Source organism: Paraburkholderia sediminicola, from assembly GCF_046026855.1.
In the GTDB taxonomy this organism is placed as follows: domain Bacteria; phylum Pseudomonadota; class Gammaproteobacteria; order Burkholderiales; family Burkholderiaceae; genus Paraburkholderia; species Paraburkholderia sediminicola_A.
This window is the reverse complement of sequence record NZ_JAQQET010000013.1, coordinates 82,566-107,561: the sequence shown is the minus strand read 5'-3', so window position 1 is coordinate 107,561 and position 24,996 is coordinate 82,566. Positions and strand designations below refer to the sequence as shown.

Sequence of the window (24,996 nt, the reverse complement as noted above, 5' to 3'; positions counted from 1 at the left end):
AGCCCCTCGATGAATCTGCGTCGTGCGCTGCTGTTGCTCGCCACGGCTGCTTTGCTAAGTGCTTGCGGCAAACACGACGACTCCGCTGCTGCGATGCAGGCAGCCGCCGCGTTGGGGCCGCAATCCACCGCCGCCGATCCGCTCGCGCGCGGCCGCTATCTCGTCAAAGCCGCCGACTGCGCCGCCTGCCACACCACGGCAGATGGCGCGACCTTCGCCGGCGGCGTGAAGCTGGCCTCGCCGTTCGGCACCTTCTACGGCACCAACATCACGCCGGACAAGGATCACGGTATCGGCAACTGGAGTGCGGACGATCTGTACAAGGCGCTGCACGACGGCGTTACGCCGACCGGGCAGTTGTATCCGGCCATGCCGTATACGTCTTACCGTCAACTGTCGCGTGCGGATAGCGATGCCATCTACGCGTATCTGATGGCGCAGAAGCCGGCAGCCGTGCCAAACCACGAACCCGAACTGTCGTTCCCGTTCAACATGCGTTTTGGCGTGCGCTTCTGGGACTGGGTCTTCCTGACGGACACATTGCCGGACGCATCGAAAGGGCAAGCCCCCACCGGGACTTCCTCAGGAGCATCCGCGGACTGGAATCGCGGGCGCTATCTGGCGAGCGCGCTTGGCCATTGCGCCGAATGCCATACGCCGCGCGGCAAGTTCGGCCAGCTCGACGGCGCGAAGCCGCTGACGGGCGCGGCGCTCGGCCGGATCGCCGCACCGGACATCACGCCGCATGGTTTGGCGGCGCGTGGCTGGACGGCCGCCGACCTGCAGGCGTTCTTCGCCACCGGTATCGCGCCGCAAGGCTCGGCTTTCGGCGAGATGTATCCGGTTGTGCATTTGAGCACTCAGTACATGACGCACGACGATCTGCGCGCGATGTCGACGTATCTGCTCGGCGACCAGGCTCCGGCGCCGCAACCGTTGCAGTCGGTCTCCGCCGATGCCGCGCAACTCGAGGCGGGGCGCAATGTATATCTCGCGGTGTGTGCCGGCTGTCACGGGCTTGGCGGTGAGGGCAAGCCGCACGTCGCCGTGCCGATGCATGCCAACTCGACCGTGCGCCAAAGCGATGCACATAACCTGATTGTGGCGATGCTGGACGGCATTGGCGCGCAGGATTTTCCGGGCCTTGAACGGATGCAGGACATGCCGGGATTCGCTACGCAACTCAGCGACACGGAACTCGCGCAGCTCGCGAATTACCTGCGCGCGACGTATGGCGGCCAACCTGCTGACGTGACGGCCGATGCGGTGAAAGCACTGCGATAAAGTGTGTCACGCGTTGGGTGCTGCAAGTCTGGCGTCGAGCGTGATTTAAGGAATAGCCGGTGCCGTTAAAGGCGCCGGCTTTTTTTATGCGTGGGCTGCGATGCGCAATATCAACACGCAGCAGCTTCCGGCAAACACGTCAACCTTGCTCTTCCAGCAACGCCTTCAGTTTAGCGAGATCGCGCTCGACCCACTGCGCGTCGGCGGCGAATTTCTCATCTGTCATGCCAGGCACGCGAAACAGGGTGAACTGCACGTCGCTGCCGCTGCCATTGGCGATCACCCGCAGCGGGATGTAGATCTCGTTGCCGTCGGGCAAGAGCACATAGTGGTCGAGCACACCGTAGTCGTTGATGACGGAGAAGCGCACGGTTACCGGGCCTTCGCTGCCTTCGAATATCCACTTCGTACCTTCGTGGCTCAGCGGTTTGCCAAGCCCCGATGCCCAGATCGGAAACGCTTCCGGTGGCGAAGTGAAAGCGTAGACATCGCGCCAGTCGCGTGCGATATGGGCGCTGATGATTTGCGCTTGTGAAGGCAAGGTCATTGTGTCTCCTGTGAATGGCGCGTAATGAACTCGCGCGCATGGGTCTGCTCAAATGGTATCGCGCCGCTACCGCCCAGCGGCACGGCCTACGTTTCGCCGTAGACCAATCGGGTTCCCTTCACGGAGACTTCATGAATAATCTCGCGACGCAGACTCTTCCTCATCATAGTTCCCCTAATTCGCTGGGTGCGCCGCTCGCCTGTGTGCAAGCCACGATCAGCAAAGTGTTCCTCAGCCCCGAGTTTCACCATGCCGCCGATCATCAGCAATTCGTCATCAAGATCGACACGGTCGTGAAGTTCGAGGGCGGCACGCAGAACCTTGTCGGCACGGAGGTATTCGTTGCCGTGCGCTTCGGCGACAGCGAGGGGCTCGCGCAGCAAATCCCCGGCTTGCAGGTGGGGCAACCGATCGAGGTGCAAGGCGAATACATTTCCGAAGCCAGCGCCTATCCCACCGCCGATAACAGCAACCCTGTTCTGCCGGTGCTGCACTTCACGCATCATCCGGTCGGCTACGTGAAGTATCAAGGCCAAACCTACAGCTAGTCGGCCGCTGTCTTATCGAGCAGGATGGGCAGAGGCTCGTGTGCTCGCCAACACATTTTTCCCTCCACGCTTAGCGTTGCGGCGACCGGCGATTCAAGTTTTGGCGGCGTTTTGCCGTTAAAGCAAACGTTATCGTCCGGTCGTCCGGCGGCGCAGCCGTTTACGGGTTTTGCGACGGTGCGTGTGGGCGCTTCAAGCTACCACTATGCATGCGGCGCGAACGGATCTGGAACGCCGGCTAATACAACACTAGGGCAGTGGTAACCGGACCTGCACGGAGCAGCGGCTGCTCGAGAGCATGCCGCGCCGGACTGGTTGCACGCGCAACCGTGTCTGCAACACCGTGCGTAAGGTTTGTATCAAAACGTGTGAGACGGGACGTTTTTTGCAAAACGCACTTTACAATTCCGCGTGAATTTTAATCGGCAATCTGGCCCTTTTCGCGGAAGATCGCCTCTTATCGGCATCGGACATCAGCAGGGCGAAAGGGGTTGGGTTGGACGGCAGGGCATGGGTGGGCGTCGCACGAGGCGGCCTCGCTGTGTCGCGAAAGAAGGCAGCGCTTCGTCAGAATGCGCGCGTCGTACGCGACAGGGCGGCACCCATCCCGCCAATAAAAAGCAGGAGTCGAACATGTTGGGAAAGCGTTTCGACAGGACAATGATGGCCAGTCTGGCTGGCGCGTGGGTCGCGCTGGCGGTCAGCGGTTGTGCGAATGTGGGGCAGCAGGGCGCGCAGACCGGCGCGGCAGTGGGCGCATCGGGTACATCGGCCGCGTCCGCTGTGCCGGCGGCGGCTGCGGCGCCAGCTTCCAATGTCGTCGCAGGCACGTCGGTTCTGCCAGCCGCGGACGACGGCACGCCGCTAAAAAAGGCGCCGCCGTTGGTGTATCGCGTCAAGCGTGGCGACACGTTGGCGCGCGTTGCGCAGCGTCATCATTGCAGTGTCAGGCAGTTGCAGGCGTGGAATGATCTCAAGCCTTCCTCGCGGTTGAAGCAGGGGCAGGTGCTGCACGTCGCCTCGCCGGAAACGGTGCGGGCAGTCAATGCGGCCAACGCTGCAGCGGCTGCGGCGGCGTCCGCTGTTCCGCTTGCAGCGCAGCAGGCGTCGGCGGCAACCACGTCGCAGGCAGCGGCACAGTCCGCCACACCCGCATCCGCGCCTAGCGCCGCCGAGGTGCGCGAAGTCGCGCAAGAGACTTCGCGGCACGCGAACGGCGTGTCGCTGGCATGGCCTGCGGGTGGCCGTGTAGTCGAAGCTTTCCAGCCGGGTGAAACGCGCGGCATCGAAATCGGCGGCAAGGCGGGCGATCCGGTAAGGGCCGCGGCCGACGGCAAGGTGATGTACGCCGGCACCGGTCTGAATAGCTACGGCAGTCTGATCATCGTCCAGCACAACAAGGACTTTCTGACCGCGTACTCGCATAACCGCAAGCTGCTGGTCAAAATCGGTGACGTCGTGCGGCAAGGTCAGCAGATTGCCGAGATGGGCGATGAAAATAACTCGCGCGTTTCCGTGGGCTTCGAGTTGCGCCGCGACGGCAAGCCGATCGATCCGATGCCGTATTTGCCGCAAGGCCGCGGCTAGCGGTATATCAGCGGGCGTTTCCGTCGCATCGGCACAAGCAGCGATCCCGGTAAATCATTTGCCGGGGCCGCTGTTTTTCCACATCCACGCATCCGTATCCGGTACTGAATCGCGCCGGTAACGGCCCACGTCTTCAACCGAACCAGCGCAGCGCCGCCGCGACGATCGCTTCGGGCGCATCTTCCTGCATCAGATGCCCGGCCTTGGGCACCGCCTGAAAGCGTGCCTCCGGTATGGCTGCCGCCAGGTGCCGGCCGCGTTCGAGCGGAATCCACTGGTCTTCCACACCCCACAGGATTTGCGTCGGGCAACGTATCTGCGAATAGCGTGCTTCGACCTCGTCGGTATAGCGCTGATCCATTTGGGCGATCTGGCGATAGAACGCGGCTTGTCCGGTTGCGCCGAGCCACGGTGTCACATAAGGCGCGAGTTCCTCGTCCGGAATGTCGCGAGCGATGGCGCCACGCACATATGCCTTCACCACCGCTTCATGAATATAGGGCGGCAGCCCGGCGAACGCCGCGCCGTGTTCGCGCACGTGCCGCACGAACGGCGAACCCCATGGCGCGACGGCAACCGGATCGATCAGTGTGAGGCTGCGGTAGTCGCATCCCTCAATGAGATGTGCGCGCAAAGAAGTTGCGCCACCGAAATCGTGCGCGATGACGTCCGGACTCTTCAGTTGCCAATGTGCGAGCAATTCCGCCAGCAGCACGTTCTGCACACCGAGCGAGACATCCTGAGCGTCGCGCTGTTCGGATTGGCCGTAGCCAGGCAGATCGTAGTAATAGACGGTGCGAATGTGTGCGAGATGCGGAGCGATGCGATGCCACACATACGAAGAGAACGGTGTGCCATGAACCAGCACCAGCGGCGGACCGTTGCCGGCCACGTTAAAGCGCACGGTTTGATCGCGGAACGTATAGCGTTCGGGAAGCGGCCAGTTTTGCATAACGGTGAGTGTCGTGAGAAAGCCTGCTTACCTTAGCAGGGTGTTCCAAAGCGCGCTGAAAGGCATTTCGTAGCGTCCGCTGAAGGCATCCCGCAAAAGCTCACCTTTGTTTTATTCAGCAAAGCCAGGCAAATTCAAAAGATTGTGATTGACGGCTGCACTGGATTGAGCGGTGAGCGGCGCAGGTACGGCCCACTATTACGAATCGAGCATAAATCACCTTGAAATAAGGGGGCGTTGTGCTGGCTGGATGCGGAAAGCCTGGTAATCGTCGCGAATGCGTCGATCCTGTATTCAACAAGACGACGCGTGATCGACCGAAATGCACGCCTGGCAATGGTGAGTGAATTCGGGAGCCAAAGGTGCAAGCATCACCAGACGTCGTGCTGCCGCGCTCAACCACAGCGACGACGCTTGGGCTAATGCCAGCGAATCCCCCGACGAAGTAACGCGCCGCCGGCTACTTCGATTCAGTGCCGCGCAGCAGTTGCGAAACCTGTCCGTGATGATGCAGGATCGCCGGGTCGGCTTGCAGGAGCGGCAGGTAGCGCGGCAGGAACGCGTTGTCGGGCTGGTCGGGAGAAAAGAGGCCGGTGATTGCTTCGGCTGCGGCGAGCCGATCGGCAGCATCCGCTTCCTTGTCGTCGAGAATTTCGTCGACATTCGCGATCACCGTGGAGAGCGGCGTGAGCCAGCGGAACCCCGAGCCGTTGATGAGCACTTGCAGGAACGCTGCCGGTGTCACGGGGCCGAATTCCTTTTCGTACGATGCACGCTCGTGATCGAGAATCGACTTATGCAGCGCCAGTAGCGGTCTGCGAATCTCCGAGAGGAATTGAGTGCATTGCTGGTCGTTCATCTTGCCGCTCCTTCGGATAGTCATGCCGGATCAGGCCGGGCGATCGGGTCAAGCCAGATCCATGCTAACAAAATCGCTCGAGGATGCACCAATAAGAATGATGCGCGTACGCGAAGCGCCTCAGATCAAGCCAATGTGGCAATGGTAACGCATTGATTTGAATCTGGTTTCACTTCCAGAAAGGACTGCGGCCGCCTCTCTTTCGGGGCGTGGACGCCGTGGAGATGCACGCGTTGTCGGCGAACTTCTTTATCCGCGACTACAATTTCCAGGTCCGCTTCCAGCGCGCTCGCGCTGCGCATCATCTATTGTCTTCATTGAACGGTAGCCGCGTTGCGTATTAGCACGACTTGCTGAATAAACACCGCAAGTCTTTGCGTTTTGGTTCAACGTCTCTGTCTAAACAGCCTGACAAACAATAAACCCCACCCGGAGCCGCCCATGACAACGTTCAACATCAACGGCCAGACTCATACCGTCGACGCACCGCCCGACATGCCCCTGCTGTGGGTCTTACGCGACCTCGTCGGCTTGACCGGCACCAAGTTCGGTTGCGGCATTGCGCAATGCGGCGCGTGCACGGTGCATCTCGATGGCGTCGCGGTGCGCTCGTGCGTGCTGCCGGCCGCGGCTGTCGGCGACAAGAAAATCACCACCATCGAAGCGGTCGGCGGCACGCCGGCCGGGCAGAAGGTGCAGCAGGCGTGGCGTCAGCTTGACGTCGTGCAGTGCGGCTACTGTCAGTCGGGGCAGGTGATGTCGGCGGCGTCGCTGATCGCGAGCAACCCCGATCCAACCGACGCGGATATCGACGCCGCCATGGCCGGCAACATCTGCCGCTGTGGGACGTACAACCGCATCCGTGCGGCGATCAAGCAAGCCGCGAAGGGAGCCTGACATGTCCCAGGGATTGCTCGATGCACAAAACGGCGCGCAGCCGTCGAAGGGTGGCAACGGTGGTATCACCCGCCGCACGTTCCTTAAGTTCAGCGTCACGGTAGGCGCGGCCACGGGCGGCGGCTTGCTGCTCGGCTTCAGCATGCCGGCCGCGAGTCAGGACCAGAAGGCCGGCAAATCGGTGATCGGTGGCGACGCGGATGAAGCGCCTCAAACCGGCGTGTTCGCGCCGAACGCCTTTATCCAGATCGACACGGCGGGCAAAGTCACCCTGGTGATTCCGAAGGTCGAAATGGGGCAAGGGGTCTACACGTCGATCCCGATGCTGATTGCCGAAGAGCTCGAAGTGCCGCTCGACTCGGTCACGCTCGACCACGCGCCGCCGAACGAAAAGCTCTTCATGGACCCACTGCTCGGCGGCCAGCTCACCGGCGGTTCGACGTCGATCCGCTTTGCGTGGGAACCGATGCGCCGTGCCGGTGCGGCCGCACGCACCGTACTGATCAGCGCTGCCGCGCAGCAATGGCAAGTCGATCCGGCAAGCTGTCATGCGCAAGCCGGGCAGGTGATTCATGCGGCCAGCAACCGCAGCATCGGTTACGGACAGTTGGTGAACGCCGCGGCCAAACTGCCCGCGCCGCAGAACGTGCCGTTGAAAGACCCGAAGGATTTCAAGCTGATCGGTACCCCGGTCAAGCGTCTCGATTCGCCTGAGAAGGTGGACGGCACGGCGCTGTTCGGACTGGACGTGCGCGTGCCCGACATGGTCTACGCGGCCATCGCGAATTGCCCGGTGTTCGGCGGCACGCTCGCGAGCGTCGACGATACCAACGCAAAGAAAATCCCCGGCGTGCGCCAGGTCGTGAAGCTCGACAATGCGGTCGCCGTGATCGGCGATCACACGTGGGCCGCCAAACGCGGTTTGCAGGCGCTCGTTATCGAATGGAACGAAGGCGCGGGCGCGAAGATTGGCATGAAACAGATCGTCGACGATCTCGCCAATGCGTCGCAGCGTAATGGTGCGGTAGCGCGCAAAGACGGCGACGTGAACAACGCGTTTTCAAACGCCAGGACACGCGTCGACGCCGTGTATCAGCAGCCGTTCCTCGCCCATGCCACGATGGAACCGATCAACTGCACGGTGCACGTGCGGCCAGACGGCTGCGACGTCTGGCTCGGCTCGCAAGTGCCGACGCGGGTAGTGGACGCCGCGGTTGCCGTCACCGGTTTGCCCGCTGACAAGATCGTCGTGCACAACCATCTGATCGGTGGCGGCTTTGGCCGGCGGCTCGAGTTCGACATGGTCACGCAGGCGGTCAAGATCGGCAAACAGGTGTCGACGCCGGTGAAGGTACTGTGGACGCGCGAGGAGGACATTCAGCACGACATGTACCGGCCGTACTACTACGATAAGATCTCCGCCGGACTCGACGCAAACGGCAAGCCAATCGCGTGGCAGCATCGGATTGTCGGCTCGTCGGTGATGGCGCGTTTCGCACCGCCGGCGTTCAAGAACGGTCTCGATCCGGACGCGGTGGAAGTCGCCTCGGACCTGCCGTACGACCTGCCGAATCAACTGATCGACTACGTGCGCCAGGAACCACATGCTGTTCCCACCGCATTCTGGCGCGGCGTGGGACCGACGCGCGGCACCTTCGTGGTCGAGAGTTTCATCGACGAACTCGCCGCCCAGGCGAAAGTCGATCCGGTCAAATACCGTCAGGATCTGCTCGGCAAAACGCCGCGTGCGCTGAACGTGCTCAATACCGCCACGCAGGCGGCGAACTGGGGCAGCGCGGTACCGAAGGGTCAGGGGCGCGGTGTCTCGGTGATGCATGCGTTCGGCAGCTTCTTCGCGATCGTCGTCGATGTCGCGGTCGATCAGGGCGAGGTGGCCGTCAAGCGTGTGGTGTGCGCGGTCGATTGCGGGATGGTCGTGAATCCGAACACGATCGAAGCGCAGGTGCAGGGCGGCATCATTTTCGGCATCACGGCCGCGCTCTACAGCGAGATCACGATCAAGGACGGTCGCGTCGAGCAGAACAACTTCACCGACTACCGGATGCTGCGGATCGATCAAACGCCGCCTATCGAGGTGCATATCGTGAAGAGCAGCGAGGCGCCGGGCGGCATTGGCGAACCGGGCACGGCGGCGCTCGCGCCCGCTTTGACGAACGCGATTTACGCGGCCACCGGCAAGCGGCTGCGGCAATTGCCGGTCGGTAGCCAACTGCAAACCGCCTGACGGGAGCCCAACATGAAAAACACACTCAAGGGTTTCGGTGCGGCGCTGTGCGTGGCGTTGCCGTTCCTGACGCAAACGGCGCAAGCAGCCGATCAGGCGCTGGTGCAGCGCGGCGCCTATCTGGCGAAGGTCGGCGATTGCGTCGCCTGTCATACGGGGCCGAAGGGCAAACCGTTCGCGGGCGGCCTGCCGATGACCACGCCAATGGGCCGGATCTACACCACCAACATCACGCCGGATCAGCAAACCGGCATTGGCAGTTACACGGAGGAGGACTTTGCGAAAGCGATGCGTGAAGGCGTCGCGAAAGACGGTCACAACCTGTATCCGGCAATGCCGTATCCGTCGTATGCGAAGGTCAACGACGACGACATGAAAGCGCTGTATGCGTACTTCATGAGCGGCGTGGCGCCGGTGCAGCAGGCGAATCGCGAGCCGGACATCAAATGGCCGTTGAACATGCGCTGGCCGCTGAAGTTCTGGAACATGGTGTTCCTGGCGAAGGGTGTCTATCAGGACAAGCCGGGCAAGGATATCGCGTGGAATCGTGGCGCGTACCTCATTCAGGGCCTGGGGCACTGCGGCTCGTGTCATACACCGCGTGGCGTCGCGTTCCAGGAGAAGGCGCTCGATGAAAGCGGTAGCGCGTTTCTGACCGGCGGTGTGCTCGACGGCTGGTTTGCGGCGAATCTGACCGGCGAACACAACGTCGGGCTGGGTCGATGGAACGATCAGGATCTGCAGGCGTTCCTGAAGACCGGCGCCAATCGCCACGCATCGGCGTTCGGTTCGATGACCAGCGTGATCAACAACAGCACGCAGGCCATGAACGACACCGACGTCGCGGCGATGTCCACGTACCTGAAGTCGCTACCACCGGCGGGCGGCAATGGTGCGCCGCCCTATACGTACGACAGCCAGGCGACGAAGGTATCGTTGAACCGTCCTGCGAACGATGCCGGTGCGCGCGTTTATACGGCGTATTGCATGCACTGCCACGGCGTCGACGGGCGCGGTTTTGCGCCGATGCTGGCGCCGCTGGCCGGCAATCCGAACGTGCTGGAGAAGGATCCGTCGTCGCTGATCAACGTGACGCTGAACGGCACGGAAGATCTGGTGATCGGCGGCATTCCCGCGCCGTATCCGATGCCGAAGTACGCGCCGGTGCTCAACGATCAGCAGATCGCCGATGTACTGACCTTCGTGCGGGCCGGTTGGAATAACGGCGGCCCGGCAGTCACGCCAGGTGACGTGGCGAAGTTGCGGAAGTCGACGCAGGCGGCGAAGTAGTCAAATCGCTGTGGCAACAAAAAAGCGGCAACCGTGCAATACGGTTGCCGCTTTTTTCGTGAATGCGTGCGGGAACGGCGGAGCTTTTCGAGGGCAGTCCAGCGCGGCAACGCGCTAATCGAGCGCAGCAAAGAACAGCCCACGGCAAGTTACCGGTGCTGTCCGATCTTCTGCCGCTTCTCCAGCACGCGCGCATACCACGTCAACGGGAAACACATCGCGAAGTAAATCATCGCGACCATGCCGTAGATTGGGAACGGACGGAAGGCCGCGTTCGTGATCATCGTGCCGGTCTTGGTCAATTCCGTGAAGCCGATGATCGACGCGAGCGCGGTGCTTTTCACCACCTGCACCAGGAAGCCGACGGTCGGCGCCACGGCGATCTTCAGCGCCTGCGGCCAGATGATGTAGCGCAGTTGCTGGCTGAACGTCATGCCGAGACTCGCCCCGGCGGCCCACTGGCCACGTGGCACGGCTTCCACGCAACCGCGCCAGATATCGACCAGATACGCGCTGGTATAAAGCGTCAGCGTGACGGCTGCCGCAACCCACGGCGACACGTCGACACCTAGCAGCGGCAGGCCAAAGAACGCCAGAAACAACTGCATCAGCAACGGCGTGCCCTGAAATATTTCCACATACACGACGACGATCCGCCGCAGCCACGGCAACGGCGATACGCGCATCGCGAGCAGAATCAGCCCGACAATGCCGCCGCCCACAAACGCGATCAGCGATAACAACACCGTCCAGCGGGCGGCGAGCAACAGGTTGCGGGCGATGTCCCAGAGGGTGAATTCGACCATGATCAACGCTCCGTCGGCAGGGTGCGGGCGCCGCGCCACATGAGGCGGGTGCGCCAGTTACGCGGCGCGCTGTCGCTGCTGCCGCCGCGAGCCACGCGGCCCGCGAAGAGGCTGCGGCCGAGCCGGTTCATGAGTTGCCGCAATACGATCGACAACACCAGATACGTCGCGGTGATGATCACGTAGCTCTCGAACGAGCGGAAGTTGCGCGACTGGATGAAGTTGGCCGCATAGGTCAGATCGGGCACCGAGATCTGCGAGACCACCGCCGAACCGAGCATCACGATCAGCACCTGGCTCAGCAGCGCGGGAAACACGTTGGCGACCGCCTGGGGCAACACGACGTAACGAAACACTTGCCGCCCGTGCAGGCCGAGCGCTTGCGCCGCCTGCACCTGGCCGCGCGGAATCGAATCGATACCGGCGCGCACGATTTCGATCGCGTACGCGCCAAGATTGACGGTCATCGCCAGAATCGCGGCCTGCACTTCGTCGATATGAATACCGAGGCTGGGCAAGCCGAAGAAGATGAAGAACAACTGCACGATGAACGGCGTATTGCGGATCAACTCGACGTAAGTCGCGACCACCCAGCGCGCCCACTTCGGCCCGGCCACCGCGATGCTCGCGCCGCCAATGCCGACAACGCCGCCGAGCACGGTGGATACGGCTGTCAGCCCCAGCGTGACGGCGACGCCGCGCGCGAGCAGCCCCGCATACAGGCCGAAGCCGCTGAAATCGAACGCATAGGTCATGACTTGGCGCTCATCGTGAGGTCAAACTCCGGCGCGGGCCGGCCTGGCCGGTCCGCGCAATAAAGGTTCAGAGGTCGGCCGGCAGCGGCGTGCGCAGCCATTTCTGCGAAATCGCGTTCATGGTGCCGTCCTTGCGGGCCTTGGCAATTGTGTCGTCGACTTTCTGCTTCAGACGCGGCTCATTCTTGTTCAAACCGACATGGTCCGGCGAGCTGAACAGCGCGAATTTCTGCTCCGGATCGTTCGCCGGATGACGCGCGAGAATGGTTGCGCCGACGTCGTTGCCGACTACCATCAACTGTACCTGACCAGAAAGAAACGCCGAAATAGCGCCGTTAGGATCGTCGAAACGTTTGATGTTCGCGCTGGGCGGTGCGATCTTGGTCACGCTCAGGTCTTCCAGCGTGCCGCGCGCGACCGAAATCGACTTGCCGGCGAGGTCGGCGGCGTTCTTCACCGGTAGCGTTTTCGGACCGAAGACGGCGAGGTAGTAGGGCGCGTAAGGCTGCGAGAAGTCGATCACCTTTTCGCGTTCCGGCGTCTGACCGACTGAAAGCAGCATGTCAGCCTTGTGATCGGCGAGGTAGGCCATGCGGTTGTCGCCGGTCACCTGCACGAGCTCGACCTTCGCGTTGAGCGACTTGCCGATCAGATTGGCGACGTCGATGTCGTAGCCCATCGGCTTCATGTCCGGGCCGATCGAGCCGAACGGCGGGTAGTCTTCGAATACACCGATTCGTACCGTGCCGGACTTGGCGATACTGTCGAGCGCGTCGGCATGCGCGGCGGACGAAAACGCGCACAGTGCGCCGAGGCCAGTGAAGGCGAGCGTCGCGGCGAGGGTGGCTAAGACGCGGCGCGCATTCGATGGAGCAACTTGGGGCTGATTCATGGTCTTTCCTCTGTCGAAAACTCGGTATTGGAATGGGTTTCTGTGAACGCTTCAGTGGCGTGCCTCGGTGGCGTGTTTCAGTGCCATGCCTCAGTGGCGTTCTTGAGTGACGCGTTTCAATGCGCCGCGCGGGCCGCGATCAGTTTGCACGCGTGCGGTGGCAATTCCGCGAACACCGGCATGCCGAGCGTCAGCCCCGGTGTTTCGCGTGGCGTGGTCGCGGCGGTCAGGGTGAAACCCGCGCAATCGATCGTCGCTTCGAGCGACGCCCCCACGTCGCGGATAAACGTCACCGTGCCGGCGAGGCGGTTCTGTCCCGCAGCATCGGACGCGGATTTGACGCACACGTCCTCCGGCCGGATCAGCAGACGGATATCGCTGCTGGACTCCGGCACCCGCGCCGGTTGCGCAACGGCAATGCGCCTGCCGCCCGGCAGACTGACGCCGCCCGCGCCGTCATAGGTAACCGGCAGGATGTTGCCGAGCCCAATAAAGTCAGCGACGAATTCGCTGACCGGGTCGCGATAAATATCGAGCGGTTTGCCGACTTGCGCAATCCGGCCTTTCTCCATCACCACGATTTCGTCGGCCATCGTCATCGCTTCGCGCTGGTCGTGCGTGACCATGATCGTTGTGATGCCGAGACGCTGTTGCAGCAGGCGGATTTCGACCTGCATCGCTTCACGCAGTTTGGCGTCGAGTGCGGAGAGTGGTTCGTCGAGCAGAAGCAGTTTCGGTTGCGATGCGATTGCGCGGGCAATCGCTACGCGTTGCCGCTGGCCACCGGAGAGTTGCGTGACCGGCCGGTTCGCCATATGCGGCAACTGGATCAGTTCCAGCAATTCGGTGACGCGGCGCGTTTGCGCGTCTTTCGAGGTCTTGCGCAGCTTGAGCGGATACGCGACGTTCTGCGCGACCGTCATATGCGGAAACAGTGCGAGCGACTGAAACACCATGCCGAAGTCGCGCTGGTTGGCGGGCAGGCGCGTGATGTCACGACCGGCAAAATTGATGCTGCCCGAGCCCGGCGTTTCCAGCCCGGCGATCATGCGCAACAGGGTGGTCTTGCCGCAGCCGGACGGCCCGAGGAAGCACACCAGCTTGCCGTCGGGCACGCTCAGATCGACGCTGTCGACGGCATAGGCCGCGTTGAAGCGCTTGGTCACGGCCTGCAAGGTCAGATGGGTCATCGAATGCTCCAGCAAAAGGCATCAGCACCGCGCGAATCGAAAGGATGGTCAAAGCGCCACCCCTTCGTCGCCGATCAGCTTTTCGAGCAGCCAGATCAGCGCGAAGTCGATCGCGACGATGAATACGGCGAAACAGAACACGGTCGGATCGAGCGACGACACCGTGCGGCTGTAAAGCCACACCGGCAGCGTCATCGTGTCGATGCCGTACAGGAAGAAGGTCACCGTGAATTCGTTGAACGAGATGATGAACGCGAACAGCATGCCGGCGAGAATACCGGGGCGCATGAGTGGCAGGATTACGTCGATCAGCGCGCGGCTCGGGCTCGCGCCCATCACGCAGGCCGCTTCCTCGAATTCGGGGCCGATCGAGGCCACCGACGCCGCGCAATTTTTCACGGTGAACGGCAGCGCCAGAATCACATGCGCGATGATCAGCCGGAACACGCCAAGTTCGACCGGCAGCACGTTGAACACCAGCAGCAACGACAAGCCGAGCATCACCAGCGGATAGACGAGCGGCAACGCCACCAGTTGTTCGACCGCGGGTTTGCCGCGAAAACGGTAGCGGCTCAATGCGTAGGCGGCGGGCACCGAGACGAGCGTGGCGATGACCATCGTCGAGAGCGCGACGATCAGGCTTGTGCTGAGCGCGGCGCCCATCGAGAGCGCGTCGCTCGCATCCGGTGAGACGAAGCTCTGCCACGCCGCGCGGTACCAATGCAAACCATAAGCGTGCGGCGGGAATTCGAGCGTGTCGGCCGCGCTGAACGACATCGTGATCATCGTCAGGATGGGCAGCGCGGCGAGAAACAGCACGACGGCAGCGAGCAGTGCGGTGGCCTTGCCGAGCTGGCCGGGCATGGTCATCGGCAAACGCGGCAGGCGCGGTGAACGCGGTGGACGCGTCAGGCGTGGAGTGTGAACCGGCGTGCTCATGCGTGGGGCTCCTCGGCGAGATGTTGCGTACGGCGCACGAGGCGCTGCGAAAGCGCCATCACCGTAAGCGTCGCGATCATCAAGACGACGCCCGATGCGGACGCGGCGGGCCAGTTCAGCAAGGGCGCGACCTGGTCGTGGACCAGCACGGCGAGCATCGGCACACGGCGTCCGCCGAGCAACAGCGGCACGGCAAATGCGCTGGCGTTGTAGGCGAACACGAGCAGGGCGCCGGACACGAGACCCGGCATGGCGAGCGGCAGCAACACGTGACGCAGCGTTTGCCAGCGCGTCGCGCCAAGCGTGGCCGCGGCTTCTTCATACGAACTCGATACCGCGCGCATCGCACTCGACAACGGCAGCACGGCCAGAGGAAACGCCGTCTGAATCAAACCGAGCAATACGCCGTGTTCGCGATACAGCCACATCACCGGGCGGTCGACAAGGCCGCTGCCAAGCAGCGCGTGATTGAGCAGGCCGGCCGGGCCGAGAATGATCAACCAGCCATAGCCTTGCAGCAGCAGATTGACGAGCAGGGGCAGCAGCACGCCCGCAAGCAACAGCCGCCGCGCGAGCCGCGATTTGGTGCGCGCCATTGCCAACGCGACGGGAATGGCCAGCAGCACCGCGCAGATCATGCTTTGGAGCGCGAGCTTCAACGTGAGCCATAGCGACTTCATGAAATAGCCGTCGATGAGATCAGCGTAGTTCTGCAGCGTGAAGCCGTGCCATTCGCTGCCCTGGGTGCCGAAACTCATACGCAGCACGACGAGCGCCGCCGCGCCGAGTATGGCGAGAAATAGCAGGATCGGCGTGAGCAGAAGCCAGGGGCGCGCTTTCGCGAGTGCCGTGGACGCCTGCTCGTCAGGTGCGCCGGATGCGGCGCCGGGCGAGCCGGAAGCCGCACCCGCCGCACCCGCCGCAGCGTCCGACGTCGATGAGACCCGCCGCGAAAAGCGCGCGAGCATCGCGGTCATGCCGAGAAAATTTCGGTGTAGCGCTTGATCCACGCCGGCTGCACGACGGCGAGCGCCTTGTCGTCATGCAGGATCGCTTTCTCGGCGATCTGCTGCGGACTCGGCACGAACGCGCGGCTTTCGGCGGAAATCACGGCTTTCGAATTGACCGGGCCATTCAGCACGTCGGCAGCCATGCGACCTTGCACGCCGGCGTCGAGAGAATGGTTGATGAAGGCGTGGATCAGATCGCTGTCGGCCGGGTGCGACTTTGGAATCACCGTGAACATCAACTGCGTGGCGAAGCCTTCCTTCATGCCGTAGGTCACGCCCATCTTGTACTCGGGCTTGCGGATCTGGTCCGGGAAAAAAGCCGGCGAATAGATGCCGCCGATATCGAGCGAACCGGTGCGGAACAGATCGGCCACCTGATTCGGGTTCTCGCCGAGTGTCATCACGCGGTCTTTCAACTGCATGAGCTTCTTGAAACCCGGCTCGATGTTCTGTTGCGAGCCGCCGTTCATCTTCGCGGCGATGATCGCGAGGTCCACAGCTTCGGCCCATTCCGGCGGCGGCAGGAACAGGCGTCCGGCGTACTTCGGGTCCCACAATGTTTCGTACGTGGTCGGTGCAGTCTTGACCGTCGACGTGTTGTAGATCAGGCCGTCCGACCACAGCAGGTAACCGACGCCGAAACCATTCGCCCCCGTGCGGTATTGCGGCGCGACGTCCTTCAGGTTCGGCAGTTTGTCGAGATCGGGCTTCATCAGCAGACCCGCGTCACCGAGACCCGCCGCGCCGACGCCGGCTAGCGTGATGACGTCGTAAGTGGGGCGATCGCCTGCGGCCTTGACCTTGGCGACCATGCCGGAGGTCCCGTCGGCGCGGTCGGCGATGACCTTCGCGCCGGTCTTCGCCATGAACGTGGCGGCGATGTTGCGCAAGGCGGCCGCGCCGGTGTCGTCCGACCAGGTCAGCAAGCGTAGCGTTTTGCCGGAGAAGTTGTGCTCCTGTGCTCGCAGATTGATGAACGGCATCGGCAAGGTGGATGCCGCGAGCGCTGCGCCGATCGTCTTGATGGCCTGCCTTCTACCCCGTTTGATCTCTTGCATGGCGGTCTCCTGTGTTGAACGCCTGTTGCCTGGTGAGTTTCGCTCTGACCGCTGCCGCTGCATCGCCCATGTGCGCTGCCTGTGGAGCCCAACCGCACGCAATGCCGGATGCGTTGCGTGTGGATGCACTCTAGGTTTGCCAAAATCCCCCAACAAACGAAATATGCGCATGGAGCGCATGACAGAATCTCATGGGCTGGCTGTTGCGCGACGCTAGCGGCGGCTTTGCTGTGATCCGTTGGAACGCCGGAACAGTGGCGTATCGGGGTTAACGTCCATGATTTTTTTGCGCGGACGAACGTGGAGGAGGTATGAGGAAAGCTCGGTTCTGGTGCGGTGTCAGGTGGGATTTGCCCTGAATCGGTGCGGGCGGGTACGCTTGGGCTGGACCGGATGGTCGCGTCATGAGCCAAATGCATGCGCGTTTGCCCGCGCGCAACGCGTACGGGACAATCTGATCGCGTATCCTGTGGGCTCAATGGGTATGACGGCGCGCAACGCCGCCTATCCGAGCAATGACTTTTTCTGATCCCGGACCGGACTACCCAGATGCGACGTCTCCCGCCGCTCAACGCGCTGCAGATTTTCGAAACCGTCGCGCGGCATCGCAGCTTCACGCGCGCCGCTGACCATCTATGCCTGACACAAGGCGCGGTGAGCCGGCAGATCATCGCGCTCGAGGATTACTACAAGTTTCCGCTCTTCAAACGCCATGCAAAAGGTCTGACGCTGACCGCCGAAGGCGAATTGCTGCTGCCGGCCGTGAAGGAGAGCTTTGCGCGTATCGAAGAGATATCGCTGCGCCTCACGCGTCAGCGCACCGATCTCGCACTGAAAGTGCCAACTTGCGTAATGCGCTGGATGCTGCCGAAGATCATGCGCTTCCAGGCCGAGTACCCCGAGTTGCACGTTCAGATCACCACGACCTGGCAGCACGACGTCGACTTTCAGCTCGAGCCGTTCGATGCGGCGATCATCTATGGCTCGTCGCCTGGGGCGGACGTGCAGGCGGTGCCGTTATTCGAGGAGCGTCTGACGCCGGTGTGCGCGCCGGATCTGCTGAAAGACAAACCGCTGGACGAGGTGGCGGATCTGACGCGCCACACGTTGCTGCATCCCACGCGCGATCATCGTGACTGGAAGATGTGGCTCGCCAAGGTGAGCGAGGTCGATGCCGCCAATACACACGGTATCGACGCCGGCCACGGCCCGAGCTTCGACACGCTCGACATGGCGACCAACGCCGCGTTGCAGGGCTTCGGTGTCGCCATCAGCGACCTTGCCTTGATCGATGAAGACGTCGCGGCCAAGCGCCTCGTGCGGCCGTTCGATACGGTGCTTAAGACCGGCTGGCGTTATTACTTCGTGTATCCGGATTCAGTCGCGCATCAGCAGAAGCTGAATCTGTTTCGCGACTGGATCGCGGAGCATTGGGAGGAGTAAGAAGGAGCCCGTTGTTCCGGTAGAGCGCGGGCCCCAGCCTGTCGTCAGGGCGCGAAGGACAGAAACAGATACGCTGCGAACAGCGACAGATGCACGGCGCCTTGCAGAATCGTCGTGCGTCCGCTGCTGAGCGTCAGGGTGCCGACGACCAGCGTGAGCATCAACAGCACGGTTTCCTTGCCGTCGATACCGAGTATGAGCGGCTGGGCAGTCCACAAAAACACCGCGGCAACCGTTGGAATGGTCAGCCCGATACTCGCCAGCGCCGAGCCGAGCGCGAGATTCAGGCTGTTCTGCAAGCGATCGGCGCGCGCCGCGCGAACAGCAGCGAGTCCTTCGGGCAGCAGCACCAGCGCGGCGATGATAATGCCGACCACCGCCGGCGGCGCGCCCGCGTTCTTCACCGCGGTTTCGACCACCGGCGAGAGCACCTTCGCCAGCAACACGACGGCAACCAGGCACACCACCAGCAAGCTGCCGCTTGTCAGCGCGACGCCGATACTCGGCGGAGCGGCATGAACGTCCTCGTCGGGGACGTCGGCGAGAAAGTAATCGCGATGCCGCACGGTCTGGACAAACACGAACACCCCATACAACACCAGCGACGACACCCCGGCGAATGCCAGTTGCGACGACGACAAAAGCGGGCCGGCGCTGGTCGTCGTGTAGTTCGGCATGACCAGCGTCAATACTGACAACGACGCGAGCACCGCCAGTGCCGCCGCGGCGCCCCGACTCTGAAAGTCCTGCTCGCGATGCCGGATGCCGCCCACCAGCAGGCAGATGCCCACGATCCCATTGCAGACGATCATCACCGCAGCGAACACGGTGTCGCGCGCGAGGCCGGCCTTCTCGGGACCGGATGTCAACATCACTGAAACGATCAGCGCAACCTCGATCACCGTCACGGCCACCGCCAGCACCAGGGTACCGAACGGCTCGCCGACCCGATGCGCGACCACTTCCGCATGGTGCACCGCTGTAAACACGGCTGCGCACAGCGCTACGCCGATTAACGCGAGCAGCAGCCCGTTGCCCGGCAGGGCATACGCCACACCCAGCACGATCCAGGCGATGAAGGGCGCGGCTATGGTCCAGCGGGGCAAAACGGTCGCGGGCGTAGTCATTCAGGGCTTCCTTTCGGTGCTTGTTCTGTTTGCTTGGGACTGGCGCGACGCGCGCAGACGGGCGCCGGTGAAACCCGGCCGCGAGCGCGAATGCTAATCCATCCTGTCAACAACGCGTTCTAACACATTAAATTATAAAGGATAATTTTCAACGAACGAGGTTTTGTCAGTCCGCGGGACAGCGTGTGTCGACGTAGTGGCGAAGGCGGTAAGGTAACCGGCTGCCGTTCTGCGTTCTGAAGGCGTGAGCTACGCAGGATTGCGCGGAAAAACGCGGCGCGGTTGCGATGGTTGAAACACCCATCGGTGGTACGGAACTGCCGGGCTAACAAATCAAATGAAAGAAACAGGATGTTCCGGTCCGGACGCGCGGCCTTCTGACGAAGCGTTGCGCCCGGATATAGCGCTAAAACTGACTGACGCGTTTACTGTCCGACCGGACGGATCGTCAGGGCGTTCTTGACCGATGTCACGCCTGCCACGCCTTGCGCGGTCTGGGTTGCCAGGTCGACTTGCGGTTGCTCAGGCACCGTGCCGGCCAGCGTCACTGCGCCGCTACGCGAGCGTACGGTGATGTTGGCCACGCTCAGGCCCTTGGTCTTCGCCAGTGCGGTGCGCACTTTGCGTCCCAATGCACGGTCGGCTTTCTTGACCGACTTCGCGCCAGGTGCCGACGAAGCTGCCATGGGCGCAGCCGGAGCTGCCGCATCGCTGCTTTGCGCATACGCATTGACGGACGCCAGAACGATCAGCGCGCCGCCGACCATCTTGATTGCCTGGAATGCTTTCATTCAACTCTCTCCTATTGTCATGAATACGACGGCCCCGGATGGGCCGGTGTACTGCACCTGCGGGTACTTCGGGATCAAATCTGAATGGAACACTGCTGCGGGTCGTGCAACTTCTTTCAGTCTGTAAGATGATGGGGCGGACCTGAACACCATACCGGCAAAGGCTGTCCTGCAGGCCGGAAACACACGATACTCCAATTAGTGCCATGGTGAATGCGACCCTGCTCGGAAATGAGGTTCAGGTACAACGAATGGGCCGAGGAATGCAGACCGATGGCGCGTGTCGCTTGCTGCCGTGCGGGCTGCATGCCTGTTCATGCGTCTGCGGCGCATCCCTCGAACCCTGCGCTTTGCGCTTCACATCCAGTCCGAACCGCATGCCGACTCAGCCGCTGCCCATCCTCTCATTGCTTCGTGACGAATTGCCGCTCGATACGGTCGCGCTGGCGCGCTTCATGATCGGCAAATACCTGGTGCACGATCTCCCCGAAGGCCGCATCAGCGGCCGGATTGTCGAAACCGAAGCCTATCCGCTCGGCGATTCGACCAGCCACGCGTTTTTAGGCCGCCGCCCCTATAACGGCGCGATGTTTCTCGCCCCCGGCTATGCCTATGTCCGGCTTACGTACGGGCTTTCGTACATGCTGAACATGTCCGCCGAAGCGGAGGGAATTGGCGCCGGCATTCTGCTTCGCGCCATCGAGCCACTGGAAGGCTTGCCCCTGATGGAGGCGCGGCGGCCTGGCGTGCCGCTGCGCGACCTCGCGCGCGGCCCGGGCCGGCTCACCATGGCCTTAGGCATCGGCCAGTCATTCGACGGCCGCGATCTTTGCACCGGGCGCGATCTTTGGATCGGCGCGATAGAGACTGGGGACGTGCTGATAGGCGTGACGACGCGCATTGGCTTGTCGCGCGAGATGCATCAGCCGTTGCGATTTTTTGAACCGGGTAGTGCGTTCGTCAGCGGGCCGCGAAAACTGCTGCTTCCGCCGCATGCTGGCGCTTTGGCGGCGCGCAAATTTAACTAGCGGTAGTAAAGCAACGCGAGGCAACGCGAAGCAATACGGTAAAAAACGCCTAGTGGACACGCATTTTTGAAACGTCAGACACAAAGGGTTACGATCCCGACAATTATTACGGTAAAGCTATCCCTTCAATATATGCAAACAGCAACTTCCGACGCATTCTTGCGTTTTCAACAATTATGTATCTCGTAATCAAGGGTTTTCCCTCGACAATCGGGTGACTAGACTGAAACCAGTCGCTTCTCACGTTGTGTGGTTAGCGAACCAAAAAAACCAAGTCTGGAGGTAAGTCATCATGAAATCGATTATCAAGGCAATCGCCATTGCAGCTATTCTCGCCGCCCCGGTCGCTTCGTTTGCTCAATCGAGTGACCAGCCCGTGACCCGCGCGGACGTCCGCAATCAATTGATCCAGTTGGAGCAAGCCGGCTACAACCCGAGCACGAGCAACGACCCGAATTATCCGGCTGACGTTCAAGCCGCCGAAAGCCGTGTACAGGCGCAAAACCCGGCCGTCGCTCAGACGCAGGAACCGGTCGCGAATACCAGTGGTTACGGTGGCGCGGTGAACGGTTCGTCGCAGGCGGGTGGTGTGGTCCAGCAGATGTCCGGCCCGAAGTCGGTTTATTTCGGTAACTGATTTCGACGATGGCCGGCACGTTTTGCCGGTCGTTGATCGAAGCGGGGCGCGCGAGGAATATTCCGGCGCACGTCCCGCGATCATCCAGCAGTTTATGGAAGCACGGAAATGCGCGCCTTATGCGGCGCGCATTGAAGAACTTTGTGTTTTGCCGATGGCGGCGTTCGGCAGCTTCGGCAGCTTGTACCGTCCGTCAAACGAATTCGCAGTGCCGCGTCTGGTTGCGGTTCACAATTCAGGAACCTCCGCTGCCGCAAGGTAGCTTCGCCCAACCTCTTTCAAGGATTGGGCTTTTTTTGCGCCCTGTGTTGCGCAGCGTATGACGCCCGAAGTGCCGCGCGGCGTGCGAAAGGCGGCGAACCTCAGGGTCGTTCGCCGTGAATATAGAACTCCAGTTGCTGAATCGTGAACTGCTGCTCGGCGATGATGTTCTTCACCAGGTCGCCAATCGATACCATGCCCACCAGGCGGTCGTTTTCGATCACCGGCAAGTGGCGCATGCGCCGTTCTGTCATCAGGGCCATGCAGTCGTCCGTGGTCTGGTCGGGACGGACGAAGCGCACGGCTTTGCTCATGATGTCGCGCACCGGTGTCGCCTTCGACGAACGGTCCATCAGGACGACCTTGCGCGCATAGTCGCGCTCCGTAATGATTCCGGCGATGCTGTCGCCGTCCGTCACGACCAGTGCGCCGATGCCCTTTTCGGCCATCAGCTTGATTGCCTCGTAGACAGAATCGTCGGCCCCGACCGTGAAGACGATGGTGTTGTCCGGTTTCGTTTTAAGAAGTTGTGCAACGCTTGTCATGGAGCGGCTCCGTTTCGCAGTGCAGCACGCCGATGCGGCGCGCTGTCGTGAGGGACAGGCTGTTCCAGTATAGGCGCGACGCGCGGCCGGGGTACCTCGGGAATACCTGTGGCGCGCGGCACGTTTAGTCCGGATGTCGGGCGCCGCCGCAGCGGTTCCGTGCGCGGCGTATGGACATCCGGGTGCATCGCGCCGATTAGCGGTAAACTCCCAGTCCGTACCTTATTCCCGGATTGATCGGGTTCATGTCAGCACCATTGTCTAAAGCCATGCTCACGTCTCACGATCCGTCGCAAGCAGCAGACGGCGCAATCAACGGCGAATGCGTCGTCCTCGACGCTACCGCCACGCTCCCCACGCGCTACGGCACGTTCACTTCTTACGTGTTTCGCGTGGCCGAAAGCGGCGCCGAGCATCTCGCGCTCGTGATGGGCGATGTCGCAAACAAGTCGTCCGTGTTGACGCGCCTGCACTCCGAGTGCCTGACGGGCGACGTGCTCGGCTCATATCGCTGCGATTGCGGCGAGCAACTCGATCTGGCGCTGCGCTATATCGCGGCCGAAGGCTGCGGCGTGCTGTTGTATCTGCGTGGCCACGAAGGGCGCGGCATTGGCCTGTCGAACAAGATTCGCGCGTATGCGCTGCAGGAGCAGGGCCGCGACACCGTCGAGGCCAATCTCGATCTCGGCTTGCCTGACGACTCGCGCGAATACGATTCGGCGGCGGGCATTTTGCGCACGCTGAAGGTCACCTCGGTGCGCCTGATGAGCAACAATCCGGAGAAGTTCGATACGCTGTCGAAGCACGGCATTCCGGTGTGCGAGCGGGTCGCGCTGGCGATTCCGATGCGCGAGGAAAACGAGCGCTATATTCGCACCAAGCAGGTGAAGTTCGGGCATTACTTCGACGAGAACGAGTAACTAGCGCATGGGTACAGGCCGCCTTTTGCAAACGGCGGCCTGTGTTGAAGCGTCGATTTTGTCAACTTATTGCGTTGTTATGCTGGTGAGATTCGCCGTAGATATGTACGGCGAATCTATGACGCATCGAGTCAAGTCAAGTCGAGTTGAGCCGCGGCGAATCAGAACAAACCAAAGTCGTCGTTGCTGTCGGGAATCGCGTTGAGTACATCCCGAAGAGCTCGCCAGCCTGCCAGTCCCGCAAGACTTGCTGAGATTGCCGTCCAGTAGCGGGCGTTCATGGTCGCGCGCGTTTGCGGCGTTCGATGCGCGGCGATTTTCCGCGGTTTCACCGTTGCGCGCAGCAAAGGGCAGGTATGCATGCTGTTTCTCCTATCGCGAGTGCTGTCTAGCGCGCTGCTGAAGTTGCACTTGCAGTTGACGTTACCGCGACGCGCGCCAGGATCGACGCAAACACGCCCGCTAGCGCGGTCGCGCCGAAGCGCCGTTCGCTGATCTCCGTTTCGACGTCGATGCGGCCCGCGTTGTGCGCGTCGTACAGATCCGTGATGAGTCGCGCGTGGTTCTCGCCGAGTCCCGCGCCCTGGAGCATGGTGGCCCATTCGCCACGTGGCACTTCATGGGCCGCGATCGGACGGTGTGTCAATTCACTGAGCGTGCGTGCGACGTCTAACGCGCTGACGCGCGCCTCACCTTCGATACTGACCACCCGTGGCGATAGCCTGGCCGGTCTGTCGTCGAGCAATAGTTCGGCGGCCAGTAGGCCGACATCCTCGGCGGCAACCGTCGGAAACAGCTTGCTCAAGGGATGATGCAGACTCGGCAGCACGCCCCTCGCGAGCGCGATGGGTAATACGCGAGCCCAGTTGTGCATGTGTTCCGCTGCGCGCAGAAACGTCAACTGTGAGTCGATAGGCGCGAGTTGCGTTTCGAGGGTGTGAAACAGTGTCGTGATGCCGGTGCCGCTCGCGTGTTCCGCGCCGTAGTCCGAGAGCGCAAGCAGGCGTTGCGCCGGGTTGGCGCGTAATGCGTCGGCGCTCACGTCGATCATGCGCCGCATCGTGTTCGCGGGGTCGGCATCTGCACGCGGCACCGGGCACAGTATCTGTACCGCGTACGCGCCTTCGATAGCACGCGCTACCGAAGCCGGGTCGAGCAGATCGGCAAGGGCGATTTCACAGCCGATTTCTGCTAACACTTCACCTTGCTTGCCGTCACGCACGACCGCGCGCACCTCACGGCCGGCCCGGCGCAATGCCGCGGCGCTCACTCTGCCTACATTGCCTGCTGCTCCAAAGATGACGAACACGTTGGGCTCCTTGCCGTATCGGTGTGTCGTCATCTTAGGGAGGTAGGGATAGAGAAACGCGCGGGCGCGGATTGTC

The 24,996-nt window shown here is 62.1% G+C and carries 25 protein-coding genes; 10 read left to right on the top strand and 15 right to left on the bottom strand.

The window, feature by feature from the left end; genetic code table 11:
• Nucleotides 1–9 precede the first annotated feature (9 nt).
• Nucleotides 10–1,284 (top strand): c-type cytochrome, encoded by a 1,275-nt coding sequence (locus tag PQR40_RS16380; RefSeq protein WP_408509406.1) that lies wholly within the window; start codon nt 10–12, stop codon nt 1,282–1,284.
• Nucleotides 1,285–1,423: 139 nt separating this feature from the next.
• On the opposite strand, the gene PQR40_RS16375 is transcribed toward PQR40_RS16380, so the two are convergent.
• Complete coding sequence (locus PQR40_RS16375) at nt 1,424–1,831, bottom strand: SRPBCC family protein (RefSeq protein ID WP_408509405.1); 408 nt, start codon at nt 1,829–1,831, stop codon at nt 1,424–1,426.
• Nucleotides 1,832–1,962: 131 nt separating this feature from the next.
• Between PQR40_RS16375 and PQR40_RS16370 the strand changes: the two genes are divergently transcribed.
• Entirely contained in the window at nt 1,963–2,379 is a 417-nt protein-coding gene (locus tag PQR40_RS16370) for a hypothetical protein (protein WP_408236227.1), read from the top strand.
• A 636-nt stretch (nt 2,380–3,015) separates the two neighbouring features.
• Entirely contained in the window at nt 3,016–3,966 is a 951-nt protein-coding gene (locus PQR40_RS16365; RefSeq protein ID WP_408236434.1) for a peptidoglycan DD-metalloendopeptidase family protein, read from the top strand.
• 133 nt (nt 3,967–4,099) lie between these two features.
• Here PQR40_RS16365 and PQR40_RS16360 read toward each other — a convergent pair whose 3' ends face one another.
• Both PQR40_RS16360 and PQR40_RS16355 read right to left on the bottom strand, forming a co-directional pair.
• Nucleotides 4,100–4,918: an alpha/beta fold hydrolase gene (locus tag PQR40_RS16360; protein WP_408338605.1), complete on the bottom strand. Its 819-nt coding sequence runs from the start codon at nt 4,916–4,918 to the stop codon at nt 4,100–4,102.
• A 460-nt stretch (nt 4,919–5,378) separates the two neighbouring features.
• The gene (locus tag PQR40_RS16355; protein ID WP_325042634.1) at nt 5,379–5,777 is read right to left on the bottom strand and encodes a hypothetical protein; all 399 of its coding nucleotides are present in this window, start codon (nt 5,775–5,777) and stop codon (nt 5,379–5,381) included.
• A gap of 441 nt (nt 5,778–6,218) precedes the next feature.
• Between PQR40_RS16355 and PQR40_RS16350 the strand changes: the two genes are divergently transcribed.
• The 3 genes from PQR40_RS16350 to PQR40_RS16340 are packed head-to-tail and all read left to right on the top strand — an operon-like array spanning nt 6,219 to nt 10,209.
• Nucleotides 6,219–6,674 (top strand): (2Fe-2S)-binding protein, encoded by a 456-nt coding sequence (locus PQR40_RS16350; protein ID WP_408509404.1) that lies wholly within the window; start codon nt 6,219–6,221, stop codon nt 6,672–6,674.
• Nucleotide 6,675: 1 nt separating this feature from the next.
• On the top strand, nt 6,676–8,919 hold the full coding sequence (locus PQR40_RS16345; RefSeq protein WP_408509403.1) for a xanthine dehydrogenase family protein molybdopterin-binding subunit: 2,244 nt from the start codon (nt 6,676–6,678) through the stop codon (nt 8,917–8,919).
• Nucleotides 8,920–8,931: 12 nt separating this feature from the next.
• A complete protein-coding gene (locus PQR40_RS16340) occupies nt 8,932–10,209 on the top strand; it encodes a cytochrome c (RefSeq protein WP_408338603.1) in 1,278 nt (425 codons plus the stop codon).
• A 149-nt stretch (nt 10,210–10,358) separates the two neighbouring features.
• On the opposite strand, the gene PQR40_RS16335 is transcribed toward PQR40_RS16340, so the two are convergent.
• From PQR40_RS16335 to PQR40_RS16305, 7 genes are all read right to left on the bottom strand, one after another.
• The gene (locus tag PQR40_RS16335) at nt 10,359–11,015 is read right to left on the bottom strand and encodes an amino acid ABC transporter permease (RefSeq protein ID WP_408236242.1); all 657 of its coding nucleotides are present in this window, start codon (nt 11,013–11,015) and stop codon (nt 10,359–10,361) included.
• A 2-nt stretch (nt 11,016–11,017) separates the two neighbouring features.
• Nucleotides 11,018–11,770, bottom strand: a complete 753-nt coding sequence (locus PQR40_RS16330) for an amino acid ABC transporter permease (RefSeq protein ID WP_408236245.1) — start codon at nt 11,768–11,770, stop codon at nt 11,018–11,020.
• A 67-nt stretch (nt 11,771–11,837) separates the two neighbouring features.
• Nucleotides 11,838–12,662, bottom strand: a complete 825-nt coding sequence (locus PQR40_RS16325; RefSeq protein WP_408509402.1) for a transporter substrate-binding domain-containing protein — start codon at nt 12,660–12,662, stop codon at nt 11,838–11,840.
• 116 nt (nt 12,663–12,778) lie between these two features.
• Entirely contained in the window at nt 12,779–13,852 is a 1,074-nt protein-coding gene (locus PQR40_RS16320) for an ABC transporter ATP-binding protein (RefSeq protein WP_408509401.1), read from the bottom strand.
• 48 nt (nt 13,853–13,900) lie between these two features.
• A complete protein-coding gene (locus PQR40_RS16315) occupies nt 13,901–14,791 on the bottom strand; it encodes an ABC transporter permease (protein WP_408236254.1) in 891 nt (296 codons plus the stop codon).
• A complete protein-coding gene (locus PQR40_RS16310) occupies nt 14,788–15,768 on the bottom strand; it encodes an ABC transporter permease (RefSeq protein WP_408388865.1) in 981 nt (326 codons plus the stop codon). Before PQR40_RS16310 ends, PQR40_RS16315 begins: the two co-directional genes overlap by 4 nt.
• Nucleotides 15,765–16,859 carry an ABC transporter substrate-binding protein gene (locus PQR40_RS16305; RefSeq protein WP_408338595.1) on the bottom strand — a complete coding sequence of 365 codons (1,095 nt, stop codon included), beginning with the start codon at nt 16,857–16,859 and terminating at the stop codon, nt 15,765–15,767. Before PQR40_RS16305 ends, PQR40_RS16310 begins: the two co-directional genes overlap by 4 nt.
• A 549-nt stretch (nt 16,860–17,408) precedes the next feature.
• Here PQR40_RS16305 and PQR40_RS16300 point away from each other — a divergent pair.
• A complete protein-coding gene (locus PQR40_RS16300) occupies nt 17,409–18,302 on the top strand; it encodes a LysR substrate-binding domain-containing protein (RefSeq protein ID WP_408509400.1) in 894 nt (297 codons plus the stop codon).
• 44 nt (nt 18,303–18,346) lie between these two features.
• Here PQR40_RS16300 and PQR40_RS16295 read toward each other — a convergent pair whose 3' ends face one another.
• Complete coding sequence (locus PQR40_RS16295; protein ID WP_408388861.1) at nt 18,347–19,429, bottom strand: calcium:cation antiporter; 1,083 nt, start codon at nt 19,427–19,429, stop codon at nt 18,347–18,349.
• Nucleotides 19,430–19,854: 425 nt separating this feature from the next.
• A complete protein-coding gene (locus tag PQR40_RS16290) occupies nt 19,855–20,220 on the bottom strand; it encodes a BON domain-containing protein (protein WP_408236266.1) in 366 nt (121 codons plus the stop codon).
• Between the two features lie 377 nt (nt 20,221–20,597).
• On the opposite strand from PQR40_RS16290, the gene PQR40_RS16285 reads away from it, so the two are divergent.
• Nucleotides 20,598–21,248, top strand: coding sequence for a DNA-3-methyladenine glycosylase (locus PQR40_RS16285; protein ID WP_408236269.1), 651 nt, complete (start codon nt 20,598–20,600; stop codon nt 21,246–21,248).
• Nucleotides 21,249–21,540: 292 nt separating this feature from the next.
• The gene (locus tag PQR40_RS16280) at nt 21,541–21,885 is read left to right on the top strand and encodes a DUF4148 domain-containing protein (RefSeq protein ID WP_408236272.1); all 345 of its coding nucleotides are present in this window, start codon (nt 21,541–21,543) and stop codon (nt 21,883–21,885) included.
• A gap of 362 nt (nt 21,886–22,247) precedes the next feature.
• Here PQR40_RS16280 and PQR40_RS16275 read toward each other — a convergent pair whose 3' ends face one another.
• Complete coding sequence (locus tag PQR40_RS16275; protein WP_408212913.1) at nt 22,248–22,691, bottom strand: CBS domain-containing protein; 444 nt, start codon at nt 22,689–22,691, stop codon at nt 22,248–22,250.
• A gap of 269 nt (nt 22,692–22,960) precedes the next feature.
• Here PQR40_RS16275 and ribA point away from each other — a divergent pair, with 269 nt between their 5' ends.
• A complete protein-coding gene (gene ribA / locus PQR40_RS16270) occupies nt 22,961–23,611 on the top strand; it encodes a GTP cyclohydrolase II (RefSeq protein ID WP_408236440.1) in 651 nt (216 codons plus the stop codon).
• A 161-nt stretch (nt 23,612–23,772) separates the two neighbouring features.
• Here ribA and PQR40_RS16265 read toward each other — a convergent pair whose 3' ends face one another.
• Both PQR40_RS16265 and PQR40_RS16260 read right to left on the bottom strand, forming a co-directional pair.
• Complete coding sequence (locus PQR40_RS16265) at nt 23,773–23,973, bottom strand: hypothetical protein (RefSeq protein ID WP_408236275.1); 201 nt, start codon at nt 23,971–23,973, stop codon at nt 23,773–23,775.
• A 26-nt stretch (nt 23,974–23,999) separates the two neighbouring features.
• Nucleotides 24,000–24,920, bottom strand: coding sequence for an NmrA family NAD(P)-binding protein (locus PQR40_RS16260; protein ID WP_408236278.1), 921 nt, complete (start codon nt 24,918–24,920; stop codon nt 24,000–24,002).
• Nucleotides 24,921–24,996 lie beyond the last annotated feature (76 nt).